Here is an 18,242-nt window from a genome sequence, read left to right as displayed (position 1 = left end):
CTTCTCCTATCTTTTCAACTATCTTCTTCCAATTCTTCTTTACTTTCTGGAATTTCCGATTTCTCTACGACAACGGTAATCTCACCTTTTACCTTGTCGAAATAATTCATAGCTTGAGAAACTGTTCCGTAGAAGTGCTCTTCGTGGAGTTTTGTCAGTTCCCTTGCGATGAACACTTTACAATCTCCAAGGATTTTGTAGATGTCTTCTAAGGTTTTTTTCAATCTTTCAGGACTTTCGAAAAACACGAACCGTTCAATGAGCTCATCGTCCTTGATTTTTCTCAATAGTCTTCTTCTGTTTTTGTCCTTGGGCATGAAACCGATGAAGTAAAAATAAGTCCCTTGGAAACCACTCAGTGCTATGGCACTTGTCAGTGCACTTGGCCCTGGGATCACCTCAACCTTTATCCCTTCTTCGTGACATCTCTTAACAAGGTTCCAACCTGGATCTGAAACCACCGGCATTCCAGCATCAGAAACCTGTGCGATTTTGGTTCCTGATTTTAGCAGTTCGATGATATGATCTATTTTTCTAAAAGAATTTCTTTCATTGAATGATTCCAAAGGCTTTGAAATCCCATAGTGCGAAAGTAAATGAAGAGTTCTACGAGTATCTTCAGCAATTATCAAATCAACGCTTCTCAAGGCCTCAAGAGCTCTGATAGTGATATCCCCGAGATTCCCTATCGGTGTTCCTACAATATACAGCACACCAAGACCATTAGGATTTATGCTCCCACTTCCTCTTTTGAAACTTCAGGTTTTCGAACCAAAAATCTTTCTTCAAGAACCCTGCTGTTTTCTAAAATCTTCTCTTTTGTGTCCTCGTCAAATTCTTTCCCGTCACCAAAATAATCCTCGAACGATTCTTTCAAGCTCTTAACTATCTCTGAAAATTCCCTACGGGCGTAATTGTACAAGCCTATCAAAGGTATATCAAGTGTTTTTGTGCTCCTAAAGCAATGCTTTATTTCTTCATGGGGGATAAGTACTATCGAACCGTGTTGAAGTATGTAATCTTGAGTGCGAGTCTGCGCACTCCCAACGACTTTAATACCGTTGAGTGTTATCTCATACGTAGAAGGCACTTGGAAACATACATGGCTGACTGGCTTATTTTTACCTTCCGTTAATTCAACGGGATATCCAAGTCTATTGAGCCCGTTCACAATGATTTTAGAAATCAAATTATACAGCTCAAGCACACCATATTTGAAAAGTTCATGACCGTTAGGAATAACTATTGAATAAGTCACTTCATCCCAATGGAGAACTGCACGTCCACCTGAAGGTCTTCGAACTAAGTCAAAGCCATTTTTCTCAATATATTCAAAATCCACATCATCCGCTTTTTGGTGTTTCCCAAGCGAAAGAGTTGGAACCTCCCATGTGTAGAACCTCAAGATCGCATCGTTCAGTTCATTTGCAATTTGGCCGAGTGTAACATCTATTGCCATGTTCTTTGAACCTTTGAAGCCGTAGGTTTCAAAAATGTACAAAATATCAGCTCCTTAGCTTATTCACCCTTTAGTTTTTTAGTCAAGAGGAATATCGGATTTGTCACTAACACTATTATAATCTTTATCACATATTGAGACAACACCATATTAAACAATTGATTGTATACACCCACAAAAGCCACAATAGTGAAGATCAGTGTATCAAAAAATTGTGCAATTAGCACAGAGACCAAATTAGCAACGGATGCTTTCCTGAAAAATTTGGAATTGAATATATAATAGTTCATAAGCTGAGAAGTTCCATACGCGGCAAGACTGGCAAGCGTGAATCTCCAGTTAATCCCCAGAAGCAAGCGGTAAGCTTCTCCTCGTTCGATACTTGCTGAAGGAAGAAACAACCCGAGCAAAATGAGACCACTTGCAGTCGCTTGAGCAAGAAATCCCATAAAAACGAGAAACTTTGAACGTTCTTTACCAACCACATCTGACATCATGTTCGCGATTATAAAAGTGAACGTGTAACTTACGATTGATGAAGGAAACAAGAACACTCCTAACTTCACAACCTTCGCTGCGATAACATTTGAAATAACAATTCCTGTGATGAACAGAGTTGTTAAAATCATAGCGTTTTTCTCTCGCCTGTCCACAATCCACCTCTCCTTTCAAAGTCTCGTCTATGTAAAACTTTCTCCTCAAAATGGTAAGGCAAAATATTATAATCTAACCTTCCTCAACACAACGTGATGGTACGCAAAAATTAGACAAACTGTTACATCACCTTAACCAAAAAATTCTTAAAGGGGGTATATAATATTGTTCGCAATACTGACGCTTCGTGTTCAATTAAATAGACATGCCAATGTATATGGAAACAACGTGCTCATTTAAGTGAACATCAAGAAACCCTGAAAACATAAGGTAGAAAAAAATTTCTTACGGGGAGGGATTACGATGAAAAGCTTGGGCAGACACATCATTGCGGAGTTCTATGACTGCGACAAGGAGATACTCGACAACATCGACGCCATTGAGTTCCACATGAAACAAGCGGCATATGAAGCTGGTGCAACAATCGTCAACTCATCTTTCCACCGGTTCCTCCCCTATGGAGTGAGCGGTGTTGTAGTGGTCAGTGAATCACACTTGACAATTCACACTTGGCCAGAATACGGCTACGCAGCTGTTGACCTATTCACATGCGGTGACCACGTAGATCCATGGAGAGCATTCACGTATCTTAAGAAGGTTTTCAAATCTCAGAGAGCGCACGTAGTCGAACATCTACGTGGAAAATACGACGAAATAGGCATTCCTGAGACCGCATCTCACAAGGCAACTATTGAAGAAGTAAAGCAGGCTGTTGCAAGCCTCTGAGAATGTTGAATTAAAGACACGAAGAAGCTAATAAAAATTATATATAAGGGGGAATGCCTATGGAAGAGATGGAACTCAAACCAGGAAGACATATGCTGTTCATGGAATGGTATTCTCGAGACCCTGGTGGATTGTTCATGAAGGTAAATAGGTGGCTTTATTCCGCACAAAGTCCATATCAGAGAATAGACATATTCGAATCACCTTTCTACGGACGCGTCTTTGCACTGGATGGTATCACGATGACAACTGAAATCGATGAATTCATGTACCATGAAATGCTTGTCCACGTACCAATGTTCATGCATCCAAATCCAAAGAAAGTGCTCGTCATCGGTGGTGGGGATGGCGGCAGCGTTAGGGAAGTTTTGAAACATCCAAGTGTAGAGAAAGTTGTAATGTGCGAAATCGATGAAATGGTCGTAAGGGCTGCTATGGAATATCTCCCGTACACCGCATCAAAGCTGAATGATCCAAGAGTAGAACTCGTTTTTGAAGATGGTTCAAAATTCGTCAGACAGTTCAAAAACGAATTCGATGTCATAATAATTGACTCAACAGATCCAACGGCTGGACAAGGCGGTCACCTCTTCACACTTGAATTCTACAAGGCTTGTAACGAAGCGCTAAAAGAAGACGGTATCCTTTGTGCACAAACAGAAGGTATGACGTACGATTGGGAATGGGGTTCAACAGCTTACAAGAGAATCAAAGCCAACTTCCCACTTGTCAAGATGTACCTTGGTTTTATGCCAACGTACCCAGGTGGACTTTGGAGCTACACGTACGCATCAAAGGCCGGTTGGGACCCGATAAAAGATTTCAACCCAGAAAAGGTAAGAAACTTCAAAGAACCTCTCAGGTACTACAACGAAGAAATTCACAAAGCTGCATTCGCACTTCCGAATTTCGTTAAGAAATACATTGAAGATTAAAAGGACAATACGATTATTCCCACTGCTGATTGTTGACGAAGTATAGTCTTTTATCGAGGAAGGATCCTCTCAAATGAGGGTCCTTCTTTTTTCGCCTTTGTAGTTGTGGGGATAAGTGTATTTCCATGGAAAATGTAACTTTGAGCTACTGAGAACCCCATCTTCTTTAGGGAATTGGAAGAGTAAGGAGTTAGCTCATACCAGAAAAAACATCCTCTTTAGGAAATTATGATGAATGGTGCGTTAATCGAGTTAAAGGTACAGTTAGTGTATAAATAATTGGTGATTTGCATGGAAAAAGCTCGACCGATACGTGAAAAGATGATAGAAGAAAAGACATATGAAGAAAGGAAACTCCATAACGGGTATGAAATGCTTGAGAACATACGAATAGACATGTCCAAGAAAGTGTGTTCCATTTTGTATAGATGCAGAGCTATATACTACTAAGATGACAATGTTAATATTTGCCAACATCAAAGCCATGTTCAAATTGAGGATACAAACATGGAAAGTTAACACTCAGCGATAAAATGTACAAATGTTTGAGCTGTGGAAGTGAAATTGATAGAGATTTGAACAAAGCAATTAATATGTTAAAGTTTGTAGGTATGGACAAGTCTGAGGGAAAGTCCGTAGAGTAGGTGAGAGCACTGTCAAGGTGATAGGGATCAAGCCCTATGTCTTAGTAAGTTTCATACAGTGAAGCCGAAAGCCCAACCCCTCAAAGGGGAATCTTGTCCCCTTTAAAGGATTGATAGCTATCTAAGTCAATTGTCCTAAACCCCAGCTGTGTAAAATCATTCTGATGATCAACTAAAATCCAGGTCTTATTTGACCTCATTATATAATCCTTGAGAAACTCTATCGATTTTCTATCAAGATTGTTCGTTGCTTCATCAAAAATAAATATATCTTTATCTTGCAATAGAGCTCGAGCTATCGCAATTTTTTGTATTTCTCCACCCGATAGTTTAAAGCCATTTTCCCCAACTTTGCTATCCCCACTCTTTTCCAGTCTTTCTATGAGTTCAGTTAATCCCAAACCTTCGAGTAACATTAAAAGCTTTTCTTTAGAATACTCCTTTATGCCGTAGTTTATGTTTTGAATAACGCCTGAGTTAAATATGAAAATCTTTTGTGGAACGTAGGACACGTGTCTTAAAATGGTTTCTTTGCTTATAAGTTCATAGTCTATATCATTTATAAAAACTCTTCCTTTGCTCGGACGAATCACTTTTAATAAAACCTTTATTAAACTGCTTTTTCCCGAACCATTTTTCCCAAAAATCTGGATTTTATCGCCTTTGTTTATTTTTAACGAGAGATTGCTCAATACTTCTTTATCTTTATATGAGATTGATATATCCTTGAATTCTATTGTATGAATCTCCGACAACTGATAATATTTTTCTTTTGAAATTTCACATGGAGCATCATCAAAAAACAATTCAGCTACTCTCTTTAATGAAACTAATGCAGGTGCCAAAATTATATATGTTCCAACATATCCCAAAAAAGGTGAGTATAATTTACCAGCATACATTGAGACTGCAATAAATGAACCAATTGATAAATTATTGCGTACTATCAACACACCGCCTATTAGATATATAAAAACTGAAATTATAGAACCCACTACATTCATTCCAGAACCGAATTTATTGATACCTTTTGCCTGCGACTTAATATTTTCTAATGTTTGCTTATTATAGTTAGATATTTTACGTTTTTCATGCTCCTCAAGTCCCAACGACTTTATATTTTCTATACCTCTTAGTGATTCACTTATCTTCCCAGAATAATGTGCACCACTCTCAAAGGTCTTATTAAAGCTTTCTGCCATAAGCTTCGATACCCTATATGAAACAAACACCAAAAGTGGTATCGGAATTAAAAGAATTATTAGGAACTTTATGCTAATTGTAGAAATAATATAAATCGTAAACAAGCATTCTAATACTGAAGCTAAGAATGAAATGGAAACATTTGAAAATATAGCATCGAGTTTCGATATTTCTTCTACTCTAGTGTTTAAATAACCTATCTCTTTTTCAGCATAAAAATTAAGGTCTAACGTGAACAAACGTTCGTAAATTGTTTCTTTAACTGAGGCTACAAGCTCATTTCCTAAAACTATTAAATAGTTATTAGACAGATAGCTAAATAGCGCTCGTGCGATATATATTCCAATCAATAATCCACACGATATCTGTACAATTTTCAGATTACTTTTCATAAAACCTTGGTTTATTATATGTGCATAAACTTTTGCAGGTAAAACACTAATAAAGGCACTTACTAAGAATAGCGTAATTGAAATAACCACTTTAAAAATATTTTTCTTAACAAAATTCCTAATCACTCTTTTCAATTCTGCCACAAGAACTCTCCCCCTCATTATGGTTCTCTTAACTAAAAGTATTGAAAAATTCCAAAAACAGCATTATTCTTTATGAAGGGAACATCCCTTCTACTATCTTGCACAAGAAGGTATCACAATATGCAAAACCAAAAACCTTTCTGTCTCAATTGTGGCTCTACCAATATCTACAAAAACGGTCATGATAAATACGACAACCAACAATATTTTTGCTTCGTTAAGTTCCGTTGCCGTTCTTGCCGTACCGAAAACATTGAACAAACAATCGGACTAACTACTGATAGACTTAGTGTATATGGTACAGTAAAGATCATCTACGAGAACATCAACCATATTGTTGCGAACTTGGACAAACTAATCGATGTAAACTAAAGTTTTCAATTCCAAGATTTTCTACAACTCTGACGTGGCTTCAAGTATATTTATAATTTACCGAAAGAACGGGTTTTGTGTAGTGCGAAATCTTCAGAAACTCAACAATAACGATACTGATAGAGTTATTTCGGCTTTATTCTCTTTCATCGCTACAATTTAATAGTATCAAATGTTTCAAAAATAATGTTTACTATACGATTCTAAGAATTCTATAAGATTCATAATAGAATTTTGGAATATTTTTCAAGTATGCTCCGCGGAACGTAGGGTCTACCTACTATGAATCTCATCTCGTTTATGGATTTGGGGTCTCAGGCTGTAGATTCATTAATAACCGACTAAAAGTTCTTCGCAAATACTGTTTTAAACCTTATTAGGTCCTTAGATTCGCATATTTAAATTAGTTTTAAAAATACGCTGAGTGAGAAATTCAAAATAGGTGATTAGCTTACCCGCACTCCACTCGCCTTGTTGAATCTTTTCACTATCGAAATTACACCATCTATCGTCGTCTTCCGCTTTTTTTTGCCCTCTAAAAGACTATTCCTGATAGCATTGGTTGATGTTTTGTCTAACAACCAGCTACTTTCTTGTGCTTTGTATTTTCATTACCTAACACACAACGGCAGGATTATTTCTGCCCACTTTTTGCACAGTTCAACGTGTAAACCGTACCTATTCAATTGACAAAACTAAGCAATATTCGGAACCTTATTAGATTCTTAGAATTGTATGTTAAATACTACTCAGAAACGTTTAAAGGGAGGGAAAAGCATGACGGAATTTGCTGTGCAAACAAGAAACTTAACAAAGTACTATGGTAAGCAGCAGGTTTTGAACAACGTTTCATTAAGCATTCCAAAAGGTTCAATATTTGGTATAGTAGGTCCCAACGGTGCTGGTAAGACAACTTTGTTAAAAATATTATGTGGTATCACAAAGCCAAATTCTGGCGATGTTTTCGTTTTTGGAGAAAAATTAAACCAGAAAAACATCAAAAAAATAGGGGCTCTGATTGAATCACCCGCCATCTATGGAAATTTAACCGCTTCAGAAAACCTTCTTTTACACGCGCTTTTATCGGGACTAGGTGCAAGGGAAATTAACAGAGCTTTGGAAATCGTTGGATTGGATACTGGCAAGAAGGTTGCTTCAAAGTTTTCTCTTGGTATGAAACAAAGGCTTGGGATTGCAATAGCACTTCTTGGAGATCCAGAAATATTGGTATTGGATGAACCAACAAATGGTCTTGACCCAATTGGAGTTCAAGAGATGAGAGAACTAATTATATCACTTAAAGAAAGCGGGAAGACAGTAATAGTAACAAGTCATATTCTAAGTGAAGTAGAGAAAATTATAGACAAATTAGTCATAATCCATAAGGGAACAATCAAATACGATGGGGACTTCGATAGAAATCAAGACTTGGAAAAATTGTTCACCAGCATTATAAGGGGGTTTTAATGTGCTCAACTATTTAAAGGCAGAGTTCTTGAAGTACAAAAGAACACCTATAAAGAAGCTTTTTTATTTTGTACCCATCATGGTTTCTCTAACGGTTGTACTCATCATGTTAAACAGTCCGAAGAGCTTTATGGAACCAGGAGCCTTTATAATAGCTACGAGTTACAACTGGTGGACCGTGCTTTTCATGCCCCTTAGTATCGCATTCATAGTTGGGCTTGCAAGTGTTATGGAAAGAAAAGCTGGGAATTACAAAATTTTTGTGCTTCGTAATCTTTCATTAAAAGGCATTTGGATGTCCAAGATTTTAACTATTAGCGTTTTAATGCTTTGTTCTGTTATTATCTTTTCTGTCCTTGTTGCAGCATCGCAAAAAGTTTTTGCTGGCTGGATTGCTACTAAGGAAATAGTAATTTCGACTTTCATAATTTGGTTCGGTAGCATAAGCTTAGTTCCAATCTACCTTTTTTTCGGAACAAAGTTTGGACTGGCTGGTAGTATCCTCATTGGTTTTCTCGGTTCTCTGTCAGGTCCTTTAACTGCAACAGAGCAGTACTGGTTTTTAAATCCATTCAGTATTGTCATAAGAACTTTGTGTCCTATAATAAAAGTTCATCCTAACGGCGTCTTATTACCCGATGGTGATCCACTCATCACTACTACCTCTGTTACTATGGGAATGATTTCTTCATTGATATTCTTCCTCGTTCTTTCTGCTATTACTTCTCTATGGTTTGAAAAAGAGGCGGTGAAATGATAAAAATGATTACTCTACTTAGGATTGAATGGTTGAAAACTAAAAGGACGTTCTTCAGATTTTTTCTTTTAGTATTTCCTGTTGCTTTTGCGCTATCCATCAGCTGGAAAATCTCCAGTTTAGGAATGAAAAATGAGATTGAAAAAGACGTCTTCATGTTGAGAAATGTCTTTTATACCTTCTTTTTCCCATTTCTTATAAGTTTTATACCGAGTTATTTAATTGGGTACGAAAGTATCCATGGGGAGAACGCATTTGTAAATGTGAAATATTCGAAAAGTAAGTTGGTCTTCTCAAAGGTATTGTTTTCGCTACTGTGCTTATCATGGATATTGTTTGCAATAGATTTGATCTACTTTTTTACTATAAAGCACCTTGGTATTCATATTCAGTACGGAATATTGTTTTTTTCTTCCGTCATTCCGTTGCTTGGTTCTTTTCCTGCGGTACTCCTCCATGTCTTAATAACTTTTAAATGGCGAATGGGTTTATCTTTGGCTATAGGCACAGTGGGAGCATTATTAAGCGAAATGATAAACGCCGGACTTGGATACAAAATGTGGTACATATTTCCATGGTCTATTCCTTCTACTTTTAACACATATTCTATAGTTCTACTTAAGAACATAAAAATAAATGACCATGTAACTAACTTGCTTAGTCAGTTTTCTCCAATTCAAATTTATTTAGGTTCAATAATGAACGGAATAACAACCTCAGTAATCTACTCTGCTATACTCTTGTTGATGTCTTTACATTTGGCTAGAAGTTTGGAATTTAAAGAAACATTATAGGCTTCTTCAACAAGGAGCGTTATTTCAAAATTTAATTAAGAAAGGGAAATGGTTATGGGAGAAGATATTTACAGATATGAAAGAAGGAACTTGGCGTTGATCGTTACTGGGCGCTTTGAATCTCTTCTTGGTGCTGCTGCTCTTCTTGTTGCTATGCCTCTTTACATTTTGGATAAAACAAACTCGGGTATGATGATGAGTATATTCACAATTCTTGGCATACTATCTAGACTCATCACCACCCCCATCGGAGGTGTTCTGGGTGACAGAATAAACAGAAAAGCAATAATGGTTCTACTTGATGAACTCAGAGGTATATTACTATTTGCCACTTGGCTTATCGCCATTAACAATAAATTAAGTGTTGCCGTTTTGTTAGTATTTAGAGCTATCCTCTCGTTTCTTGATGGATTGTTTGATGGACCAACAAGCGCAATGTTTGGAGATGTCGTGAGAAAAGAAAACATGAAACGGGCTACCTCTTTGAATGCTTTAGCTAACAGCGGGGCGAATATTATCGGACCTATAGTTGGCTCTATGCTTTATGGTTATTACGGTCTTAGCAATGTACTTTTACTGACAGCTTTGTTGTATATACTTTCTGGAATAAGTGAGATGTTTATCATCTACAAGCACGTACCAAGGGATAGTAAGATTAAGTTCCTCAGTGAAATTTCCGAAGGTATCAAATTTGTTTTCACTCGCAGGGGATTGACATTTCTGTTTACTTTTGCAATAGTTATAAATTTTCTCATGTCACCACTTTTTAGTGTTGCTTTTCCATATATTGTTAGGAGTGTATTGAAGTTTTCCCCAACACAATTTGGAACATTGGAAGTCTTTGCAACAGTAGGAGCACTCGTGGGCAACTTCGCCATAATGTTCTTTTTGCACAAACTAAGTTCAAAAACGCTCATCTCATCAGGTCTCATGTTAGAGCAATTCTTAATGGTTGTTCTTTCGATAATTATCATGCCTTACTTCCATCTCGATAATATTGCAATATATATAGTTTTTGCTGTTGTAATATTTACAACAACTTTTTTAAACGTACTTGTGAATGTTCCAATTATCTCAAATCTACAGATATTAGTACCATCACAATTAAGGTCAAGAGTATTTTCAATCCTGACGTTATTTGCCATGGGTAGCACACCGATTTCGTCAGCACTTTACGGATACTTACTTGACAAAGTGAATCCATTTTGGCTATTTTTCGCAGTTAATGTGATTTCAACAGTCGTTATAATAGCTTTTCTTCTAAATGCGCCAGAGGATGCTTACGATCCAAATTTGGCAAATCACGAAGCTTAAGAACAATGATAATTAACCAATGAATTAATTAGCATCAACATTTGTCCGGATTTTCCGACAGCGCAATTGACAACCACAAATGTTAAATGCTATGCTCTTAATTAATGAAATGGCAATTTTTGAGAGGTGAAAAAATATGAGGATGGAAGGAAATTTGGCGACAGTTAGACCTATGGAAATATCGGATGCACCGAGATTCGCACAGCTCATCAACGATGAAAAGACAAAAGAGTACTTAAGTCTTGTTCTCCCAATGAATCAATATTTGAAAGAAGAATGGATTAAAAAGGACGCAATCTCCCACAACCAACTGAATTTTTCAATAGAGGTAAATGGTAACCTTGTTGGTTCTGCAGGTTTAATGAGAATTGATTGGGTTGCACGCAGCGCAGAGTACGGTATTGCTATTTTCGATTCCAATTACTGGAATAAAGGTATAGGAACAGAAGTGACACAGATGATGCTCAAATACGCTTTCGAATATCTCAATTTGAACAGAATTTGGTTAAGAGTGTTTGAGAATAACCAGAGGGCGATAAGGGTGTACGAAAAATGCGGATTTATTCAGGAAGGTCGCATGAGGCAAGCAAGGTATTTCAAAGGCCAGTATTTTGATATTGTTTTAATGAGCATTTTGACTGATGAATATTGGAGAATCAAGTCTGAATTTCAAGTGAAATAAGAGAGGTATTTTTACTTTTGCACACAGCAAGATTCTTTTAGATATGAACTTTAAAGATATTTTCAGGTGCAAGCAGGTTTGTTAATACGTGAGATACTTTGATATTGAGAGAATCTCCGAGCAAGTATAAGGGCTCTTAAATCTTAGGTACACGAGCAATAGCATAATTCCGGATATATTGAAGGACAATCTCTCGGAACAAGATTTTGAAAAATCGAAAGAATATTTGAAAGGCAGTGTAATTCTTTGAGTTATCCAAAAGACATGGATGGAGCAGATTTGTGTCTAAGATAGTTAACCGTGACTTGATAACAGCGTGTAAACACTTTATGAATGCTCCAATTCTTCTACGATTTCATTGTGGAGCCTCCATCTGCGAAAAACCCGCTAAGAATTTTCATTTAGCACTCTTTCAAGGCGATTAAAGATTTGGAGACTTTTTGGGATGTACCGGAGAAATACAAAGATGAAAGAGGTGTTTCGGTAATACTTTTGAACAACAAAAAAGGTAGGAAAGCATTGTAAGAACTTAAAGAAAAGACACATTTGCAGAGTAAGTACCATTTGAGATAGCTACAAATAGTTATTCAAGCTATTCTTCTGATTACTCTAAAAGTCAATGCAACGAAAATATCCATCAGACGCTCTGCGCTTTTCGAAGAGGCTCCTTAAGGAAATAAGAGTGAAAGCCTAATTGTCTTGTCAGTAAATTCGACAGCACCGGTTGAAATGGAGGTATGAGCTTGAAGAAAAGAAAGTTGGTTGATTTCAAAGTTTTCGATTATTTGTATTTATCGTGCTTTGTTTTAGGCACAATGCTAGTATCAGTATCCAACACTTTCCAACCTTTAATTATTAAACAGTTCTTAGATAACATAAAGATATTCGGCAAAGCTATTTGTTTGATGAATGCCTATGTTATAACAATATTGGTAATAATAATCGGCGAGTACTTGTCAAAAATATTCAGAGTAAGGTATTCACTATCAATAAAAGAGAAACTCAGAGAAAAAATTTTGCAATCAGTAGTCAGTAAGAAGCTTACAGAAATTAAAAAAGACGAGCAACAGATTATAATATCACAATTAAATACAGATATAGACGTTATACGTTGAGTGAGAAATTAAACCAAACCCTATAACAAAAACAAAGAACCAATCATGCACACGGTTTGAAACTGAACCTTAGGGGCTGCAGAATCATTTAAGACGATAAAAGTCAGCAATTAACGCATTACTGTCGCGTATACTTTTCTGAATTTCTCACTCAGCGTATTAATGATAATAATTTTTTAAATTTCATAGGCAGGTGATTTTATGAAAAAAAGGACTATACTAGTTGTAGATGATGAATATGATATAAGAAACATGTTAAAAAATTATCTCGAAATGAACAATTATGACGTACTAACGGCTAAGAATTCCAAAGAAGCATTTGAAATAATATTGAGCGGAAAAATAGATCTCGTGCTACTTGATATCATGATGCCAGGAATGGACGGCATAGAATTTTGCAAAATGGTAAGAGAAAAAATTAACTGCCCAATAATATTTTTAAGTGCAAAAAACTTGGAGGAAGATATAATTAAAGCACTATCCATTGGTGGAGATGATTACATAACAAAACCATTTAGCTTAAAGGAGCTCTTAGCGAGGATAGAATCACACATTAGAAGGGAAGAAAGAATACGTACGACTGAGAATCTTACTATAAGATCGGGGAACATAGTTTTAGATGTACTATCTAAAGAAGTATTTTGCAAAGGAAATAGGTTGGACTTGACGAGAAAAGAATACGAAGTTTTGGAATTTCTCATGATGAATAAAAACATAGTTTTTTCAAGAGAAAGAATATTTGATAATGTGTGGGGATTTGATTCGAATAGCAATTTAGAAGCAGTAACAGAAGTTATTAAAAACATCAGGAAAAAAATCAAAGAGTACGATCATCAGTATAGTTACATACAAACAGTTTACGGATTAGGATATAAGTGGGAGGTACGAAATGAAGATTAAATCATTGAAACACCAATTTTATTTACTGGTGTTCAAAATAATGTTTTTTACCTTTCTTTCCTCTTTTGTTGTTTACTTGGCTTTTGTGCTTCCTTTATACAGAGGAATCGTTCGACCAACTGACTATTATGTAAGATACTTGGATGAGATCGAGAAGGAAATAAAAAAGAAGTCAGAGCAAATAATAAATGGAAAACTAATAAACTTAAGCCTTTTCGAAAAAGAAATTGAAGAAATTGAAGGCGAAGTCATCGATATTAATGGTAAACACCTCTATGGAGATTTTAACATCGCCAGTAAAGGCATTGACTATTGGAAAACTTTCAACAGGGATTTTGTAAAAAATGGATACATTTATCGATATGTTCCCGTAGTAAAAGAAAATAGAGTCGAAGCAATATACGTGTTGAGAGCTCCGTTTAGTTTCTTTTTAAATAACAAAGCGAAAAACCAAATATTTGCTTTCCTCTATTTCCCCGCAATTGTTTCGCCCATAATCTTTTTCATTATTTACTTGCTTATTTTTACAAGAAGCCTTTATCTTGATGTATCTAAAAACATGCATAAACTTTTAGAAGCGGCAGAAAAAGTTTCTAAAAAAGACTTTAATTTCACCCTAGAAGGTATGTCTGGAACAGAATTTCTGAAAATTCAAGATGCATTTAACGAAATGATTTCCACAATTCACTCAGCTTTCAGAAGTCTGTGGGATTTAGACAACGAAAGAAGAAAGATGTTAGCTTCCATAGCGCACGATATAAAAACCCCAGTCACTGTTATTCAAGGGCAGGCAGAAATCATCGATACTCTCAATCCCCATCCTTCCGTTGAGAATTCTCTGAAAATTATCAAGAATAACTGTAAAAGGATAACAAACTTGGCGAACAATATATCTCTTCTTGGGAAAATCGAAATTCCCAATCCAGTTGTCAGAAAAAGTAGAGTAAATCTTAAAGACATCCTAAGTGAAAAAGAAAAAGAAATAAAAATGATGACCCTTTCAAAAGATGTAGAGGTGGTATTCGAAATAAATCTAAGCAAAGATTACTACGCTCTTGATGAAAATCTACTTCTGAGACTTCTTGATAACATATTGTACAACAGCCTACGATTTACTCAGGAAGGAGAAATAAGATTGATAGTAGATGATAAAGACGATGCCATACACTTTTTGTGTTTGGACACAGGTGTTGGCTTTAACGAAGAAGATATAAACAACTTGTTTAAAGCTTACTATCAAGGGAAGGATTTTAAAGATCACTTTGGATTAGGACTCTACATATCCAAAAAAATAGTTGATTTGTTCGGTGGAGAAATAAAAGCGTACAACAGAGTGGAAGGTGGTGCGGCTGTCGAATTCATCATTCGCGAAATGAGCGAGCAATGAAAATCTAAGAATACATCCCCCTTACATCCGGTCGAATTATCCGCTTACAATATTCCTGCTCTCAATTCGTGTCTAATTCTACGACCTCAAAACGCCAGATTTTGGAAAATCCAAGCAAATTGTGGTATTATTATATATTAGAACCGACACATCAATTGGCGAGGTCGAAGAGGTGAAATCATGAAATTGGGTAGTAAGTTGAAAAGGCTCCGTTTAGCAAGAGGTTACACACAAGAAGAATTGGCTGACCGGTGTGATTTATCAAGAAGTTTTATTTCCCAACTCGAAAGTGACAAAGTTTCTCCTTCTGTAGAAACATTAGAAAGAATCCTTCGAGTGTTGGGAACAGACCTGAAGCACTTCTTCTCAGATGAACAGAAAAAAATCATATTCAAGAAAGACGAACGCGTTCCTGTTTACGATTTACCAAAAGGTGTGAGTATAGAGATACTCATGGACGCGGTCGAAGATAAAGAACTCGACGCCAAAATCGTTGAGCTCGAGCCAGGTGCTCAAACTGAACAGGAAGGCTACCACGATGGTGATGAGTTCGGATACGTCATCGAAGGTTCGGTGGATATCTACATCGATGGCAAAAGGTACCGCGCAAATGAAGGAGATTGTTTCTACTACTCAGGCGACTGTGTACACTACATGAGAAATCCCGGAAAGGAAAAAGCAAAGGTTCTGTGGATACAAACTATCTGAAAAAGTGGACAATAGCTATCAACCAATAAAAACATCCCAAAAACGGCTTAATGAAAACACGATACTGTTAAATTGTATTGTTAAATTGTATTAACGATAGCATGCAGGGCACGAATTACTTAATCAAAATTATCATTGTTTTGCTTAGCAAGTTTAGCGGTCCACAAGAGCCGTTAACATGCTTTTACAAGTTCTTTTGGATCTCCTTGTGAAGGTAGAAAGCTTTTGAATAACGAAAACTTCGATTCCCACTGTTTTTTGTTCAAGTCGTACTACTATGTGATTGACACCGTTGCGCACTATTTTCACAAACTCATACGAATCAAGTCCGTCTGTCGCAGTTTCAATAGGTCAAATTTCATTACCTAAGAACTTCTCTAACGGTACTTTCAATTGTCCCATGCCACGATATTTTGAAAAATGCCAATCAACTATCATTTTTGTTATCAATTAGGAACCAGACATAGTACTTTTGTTCTTCTAACATGACAATGTTTTCGTCTGCATAAAAAGTGAATACATTCTTAGTAATGAGGATGGCTCTGAATGTTTACAGTAAAGATCCAATATTAAAATAAGAACGAAGGATATTTTTATATTTTATCAAAATACACAAAAACTTCTAGGATTACTAGAATATAAAATTGATGTTAGGACAAATCTTTTTTCAAGAAATAAATTTTTGCAGTTATTATCTGTAGATGCATTTAAATTCCCAATCTGGTTTGATGCAATCGAAAAAGTTTTCCACACTGACATAAGAATCAAATATAATACTTCAGATGATTTGTTTGAAAATTATGATTATGATAGTCAGAATTTGAAAATATGTTAAGTAATAATAATGAATATTTTGACCCAATTGGAGGTGCTATAGAGTGGATATTGTTAATGTTAGAAAGTGCAGTAAAAAATATGAAAAGAATAATTTTTTTAGTTTGGAAAACATCAATTTGGAAATTAAAAATGGAGAAATAGTGGGACTTGTTGGGCCTAATGGAGCTGGCAAAACAACGTTAATAAAAATTTTAAGTGGTCTTTTAAAACCTACGGAATATGAAGAAGTAAAAGTTTTGGGTGAGGATATCTATAAAGGAAAAGGGAAAATTCCTAAAGTTGGTCTTATTTTAAATTCAAACCAATTATATGATGATTTAACGGTTATGGAAAATATATATTTTTTCTTGAGGATGCATAAAATTAAAAAAAATAAAGAGAACATCTTAAGTTTGTTAAAGAAATTTGATTTGGAAGGCAGAGAAAATACACTAGTTAAAAGTTTATCTAGTGGAATGAAACAGAAACTTAATATAATAAGGGTTATTTTATTGGAAGTTCAATTTTTAATATTAGATGAGCCTACTAGTGGATTGGATCCTATATCTAAAGCCGATGTTCATAATTTATTGGAGACACTTGCTAAAGAAATGAATATAACTATTTTAATAAGTTCACACATTATGAATGAAGTTCAAAGGCTTTGCACTAGAGTTATTTTTCTAAATAAAGGACGCATCATAAAGGATAGTTATATGGATACTATTTTTAAAGAATTCTATAAAGAAGTTGTAGAAATTAGACTATCCAAAGAAGATACTTATAAAATGCATAAAAAGCTCAGGGACTATGGGATAAAAAAATATATTGTTTTTGAGCAGAATGATAATAGCACAGCTTTAATAATGGAGAGGATAGAAAGCATAGAAGATTTTATCTCAAAGTTTCAAATAAAGTCATTTAATAAAAGATCTATACAATTAGAAGATATTTTCTTCTATGAATTGTATAAGGATGGATTGGGGGATACTAAGTCAACCACCCACCACTGAAGTGGCGGGCTTGTAAAGGCCCTGGTTGACTACCCTCAGCCAGGGCCGAAAGGTCATCGGGCTACGTTAGGCTGGTTAAGGCATCTTGGAATGCTGCTCAAGTTTCATGCCCTGCCGTCTGCCACTAAACAGTCCTGATGGGTAGGGACAGTGTGGCAGACACGACAAGCCAGCCTAACTTTGGGGATGAGCACCTAACTTTTGATAGAAGGCTTACCGCATGGTATTCGTGATTTCAAAAGATGGAAAACCACTCATGCCAACCAAAAGGCATGGAAAGGTTAGAAGACTCTTAAAGCAAGGTCTGGCAAAGGTAGTAAAAAGAGAACCGTTCACCATCCAGCTTTTGTACGAAACAACAAACTATACGCAACCTGTTACCGTTGGAATAGACACAGGCTCTAAGGTTGTTGGTGTGTCTGCCATCACTGACAAGGAAGAGATATTCTCTGCACAAATCCAGCTCAGGCAAGACATCAGTAAATTATTGCTTGAGCGCAGGCAACATAGAAGATTAAGAAGATATCGCAAAAGAAGATATCGTAAACCCAGATTTCTAAACAGACGAAAGAAAGATGGCTGGCTACCACCAAGCTTGCAGTGGAAAGTAGATGCGCACGTCAGGATAGTAAACAAGCTCAGCAAAATAATACCGATAACAAAAGTCGTTGTGGAAGTTGCACCGTTTGATATCCAGAAAGTACTAAATCCAGGCATAGAAGGAAAAGGACTACCAAAATGGCCAGCAGAAAGGATTTAG

19 protein-coding genes are annotated in these 18,242 nt (G+C 36.1%); 15 read left to right on the top strand and 4 right to left on the bottom strand.

Annotated elements, in window-relative coordinates; translation table 11 throughout:
• Nucleotides 1-14 precede the first annotated feature (14 nt).
• The 3 genes from rsmI to CBS1_RS06145 are packed head-to-tail and all read right to left on the bottom strand — an operon-like array spanning nucleotide 15 to nucleotide 2,112.
• Nucleotides 15-734 (bottom strand): 16S rRNA (cytidine(1402)-2'-O)-methyltransferase, encoded by a 720-nt coding sequence (rsmI, locus tag CBS1_RS06155; protein WP_164969288.1) that lies wholly within the window; start codon nucleotides 732-734, stop codon nucleotides 15-17.
• Nucleotides 731-1,501 carry a lipoate--protein ligase family protein gene (locus tag CBS1_RS06150; protein ID WP_090221699.1) on the bottom strand — a complete coding sequence of 257 codons (771 nt, stop codon included), beginning with the start codon at nucleotides 1,499-1,501 and terminating at the stop codon, nucleotides 731-733. The genes rsmI and CBS1_RS06150 overlap by 4 nt, the downstream gene beginning before the upstream one ends.
• 17 nt (nucleotides 1,502-1,518) lie before the next feature.
• A complete protein-coding gene (locus CBS1_RS06145) occupies nucleotides 1,519-2,112 on the bottom strand; it encodes a queuosine precursor transporter (RefSeq protein ID WP_090221697.1) in 594 nt (197 codons plus the stop codon).
• 304 nt (nucleotides 2,113-2,416) lie between these two features.
• Here CBS1_RS06145 and speD point away from each other — a divergent pair, with 304 nt between their 5' ends.
• From speD to CBS1_RS10350, 3 genes are all read left to right on the top strand, one after another.
• A complete protein-coding gene (speD, locus tag CBS1_RS06140) occupies nucleotides 2,417-2,839 on the top strand; it encodes an adenosylmethionine decarboxylase (protein WP_033192250.1) in 423 nt (140 codons plus the stop codon).
• A gap of 68 nt (nucleotides 2,840-2,907) precedes the next feature.
• Complete coding sequence (gene speE, locus CBS1_RS06135; protein ID WP_407918639.1) at nucleotides 2,908-3,774, top strand: polyamine aminopropyltransferase; 867 nt, start codon at nucleotides 2,908-2,910, stop codon at nucleotides 3,772-3,774.
• 291 nt (nucleotides 3,775-4,065) lie between these two features.
• Nucleotides 4,066-4,224 carry a hypothetical protein gene (locus tag CBS1_RS10350; protein WP_164969252.1) on the top strand — a complete coding sequence of 53 codons (159 nt, stop codon included), beginning with the start codon at nucleotides 4,066-4,068 and terminating at the stop codon, nucleotides 4,222-4,224.
• Nucleotides 4,225-4,498: 274 nt separating this feature from the next.
• On the opposite strand, the gene CBS1_RS06125 is transcribed toward CBS1_RS10350, so the two are convergent.
• The gene (locus tag CBS1_RS06125) at nucleotides 4,499-6,157 is read right to left on the bottom strand and encodes an ABC transporter ATP-binding protein/permease (protein ID WP_164969250.1); all 1,659 of its coding nucleotides are present in this window, start codon (nucleotides 6,155-6,157) and stop codon (nucleotides 4,499-4,501) included.
• 120 nt (nucleotides 6,158-6,277) lie between these two features.
• Here CBS1_RS06125 and CBS1_RS10650 point away from each other — a divergent pair, with 120 nt between their 5' ends.
• The 12 genes from CBS1_RS10650 to iscB all read left to right on the top strand — a co-directional run bounded on the left by CBS1_RS10650 (nucleotide 6,278) and on the right by iscB (nucleotide 18,242).
• Complete coding sequence (locus CBS1_RS10650) at nucleotides 6,278-6,529, top strand: hypothetical protein (protein WP_241685487.1); 252 nt, start codon at nucleotides 6,278-6,280, stop codon at nucleotides 6,527-6,529.
• Nucleotides 6,530-7,306: 777 nt separating this feature from the next.
• Nucleotides 7,307-7,996, top strand: a complete 690-nt coding sequence (locus CBS1_RS06120) for an ABC transporter ATP-binding protein (RefSeq protein WP_090221693.1) — start codon at nucleotides 7,307-7,309, stop codon at nucleotides 7,994-7,996.
• Between the two features lies 1 nt (nucleotide 7,997).
• Nucleotides 7,998-8,753: a lantibiotic immunity ABC transporter MutE/EpiE family permease subunit gene (locus CBS1_RS06115; RefSeq protein WP_090221691.1), complete on the top strand. Its 756-nt coding sequence runs from the start codon at nucleotides 7,998-8,000 to the stop codon at nucleotides 8,751-8,753.
• Nucleotides 8,750-9,547, top strand: a complete 798-nt coding sequence (locus CBS1_RS06110) for an ABC-2 family transporter permease (protein ID WP_090221689.1) — start codon at nucleotides 8,750-8,752, stop codon at nucleotides 9,545-9,547. The genes CBS1_RS06115 and CBS1_RS06110 overlap by 4 nt, the downstream gene beginning before the upstream one ends.
• 54 nt (nucleotides 9,548-9,601) lie before the next feature.
• A complete protein-coding gene (locus CBS1_RS06105; RefSeq protein WP_090221688.1) occupies nucleotides 9,602-10,861 on the top strand; it encodes an MFS transporter in 1,260 nt (419 codons plus the stop codon).
• Nucleotides 10,862-10,997: 136 nt separating this feature from the next.
• On the top strand, nucleotides 10,998-11,543 hold the full coding sequence (locus tag CBS1_RS06100; protein WP_090221687.1) for a GNAT family N-acetyltransferase: 546 nt from the start codon (nucleotides 10,998-11,000) through the stop codon (nucleotides 11,541-11,543).
• A 737-nt stretch (nucleotides 11,544-12,280) separates the two neighbouring features.
• On the top strand, nucleotides 12,281-12,658 hold the full coding sequence (locus CBS1_RS06095) for an ABC transporter ATP-binding protein (protein WP_128998120.1): 378 nt from the start codon (nucleotides 12,281-12,283) through the stop codon (nucleotides 12,656-12,658).
• A gap of 201 nt (nucleotides 12,659-12,859) precedes the next feature.
• Nucleotides 12,860-13,558, top strand: coding sequence for a response regulator transcription factor (locus tag CBS1_RS06090; protein ID WP_090221685.1), 699 nt, complete (start codon nucleotides 12,860-12,862; stop codon nucleotides 13,556-13,558).
• Nucleotides 13,548-14,945 (top strand): HAMP domain-containing sensor histidine kinase, encoded by a 1,398-nt coding sequence (locus CBS1_RS06085; protein WP_090221683.1) that lies wholly within the window; start codon nucleotides 13,548-13,550, stop codon nucleotides 14,943-14,945. The genes CBS1_RS06090 and CBS1_RS06085 overlap by 11 nt, the downstream gene beginning before the upstream one ends.
• Before the next feature lie 180 nt (nucleotides 14,946-15,125).
• The gene (locus CBS1_RS06080; RefSeq protein WP_033192248.1) at nucleotides 15,126-15,653 is read left to right on the top strand and encodes a cupin domain-containing protein; all 528 of its coding nucleotides are present in this window, start codon (nucleotides 15,126-15,128) and stop codon (nucleotides 15,651-15,653) included.
• An 878-nt stretch (nucleotides 15,654-16,531) separates the two neighbouring features.
• On the top strand, nucleotides 16,532-17,482 hold the full coding sequence (locus tag CBS1_RS06075) for an ABC transporter ATP-binding protein (RefSeq protein WP_090221682.1): 951 nt from the start codon (nucleotides 16,532-16,534) through the stop codon (nucleotides 17,480-17,482).
• Between the two features lie 220 nt (nucleotides 17,483-17,702).
• Entirely contained in the window at nucleotides 17,703-18,242 is a 540-nt protein-coding gene (gene iscB, locus CBS1_RS10645) for an RNA-guided endonuclease IscB (RefSeq protein ID WP_241685486.1), read from the top strand.

This window comes from Fervidobacterium changbaicum, from assembly GCF_004117075.1.
Lineage (GTDB): Bacteria > Thermotogota > Thermotogae > Thermotogales > Fervidobacteriaceae > Fervidobacterium > Fervidobacterium islandicum.
This window is presented reverse-complemented; position numbering and strand designations above follow the sequence as displayed.

Bases quoted from the DNA above. Each gene is read 5' to 3' on its own strand.
- CBS1_RS06090 (WP_090221685.1), top strand. From the start codon at position 12,860: ATGAAAAAAAGGACTATACTAGTTGTAGATGATGAATATGATATAAGA.
- CBS1_RS10650 (WP_241685487.1), top strand. From the start codon at position 6,278: ATGCAAAACCAAAAACCTTTCTGTCTCAATTGTGGCTCTACCAATATC.
- speD (WP_033192250.1), top strand. From the start codon at position 2,417: ATGAAAAGCTTGGGCAGACACATCATTGCGGAGTTCTATGACTGCGAC.
- CBS1_RS06110 (WP_090221689.1), top strand. From the start codon at position 8,750: ATGATAAAAATGATTACTCTACTTAGGATTGAATGGTTGAAAACTAAA.
- CBS1_RS06100 (WP_090221687.1), top strand. From the start codon at position 10,998: ATGAGGATGGAAGGAAATTTGGCGACAGTTAGACCTATGGAAATATCG.
- CBS1_RS06085 (WP_090221683.1), top strand. From the start codon at position 13,548: ATGAAGATTAAATCATTGAAACACCAATTTTATTTACTGGTGTTCAAA.
- CBS1_RS06080 (WP_033192248.1), top strand. From the start codon at position 15,126: ATGAAATTGGGTAGTAAGTTGAAAAGGCTCCGTTTAGCAAGAGGTTAC.
- CBS1_RS06120 (WP_090221693.1), top strand. From the start codon at position 7,307: ATGACGGAATTTGCTGTGCAAACAAGAAACTTAACAAAGTACTATGGT.
- iscB (WP_241685486.1), top strand. From the start codon at position 17,703: ATGGTATTCGTGATTTCAAAAGATGGAAAACCACTCATGCCAACCAAA.
- CBS1_RS10350 (WP_164969252.1), top strand. From the start codon at position 4,066: ATGGAAAAAGCTCGACCGATACGTGAAAAGATGATAGAAGAAAAGACA.
- CBS1_RS06105 (WP_090221688.1), top strand. From the start codon at position 9,602: ATGGGAGAAGATATTTACAGATATGAAAGAAGGAACTTGGCGTTGATC.
- speE (WP_407918639.1), top strand. From the start codon at position 2,908: ATGGAACTCAAACCAGGAAGACATATGCTGTTCATGGAATGGTATTCT.
- CBS1_RS06095 (WP_128998120.1), top strand. From the start codon at position 12,281: ATGAGCTTGAAGAAAAGAAAGTTGGTTGATTTCAAAGTTTTCGATTAT.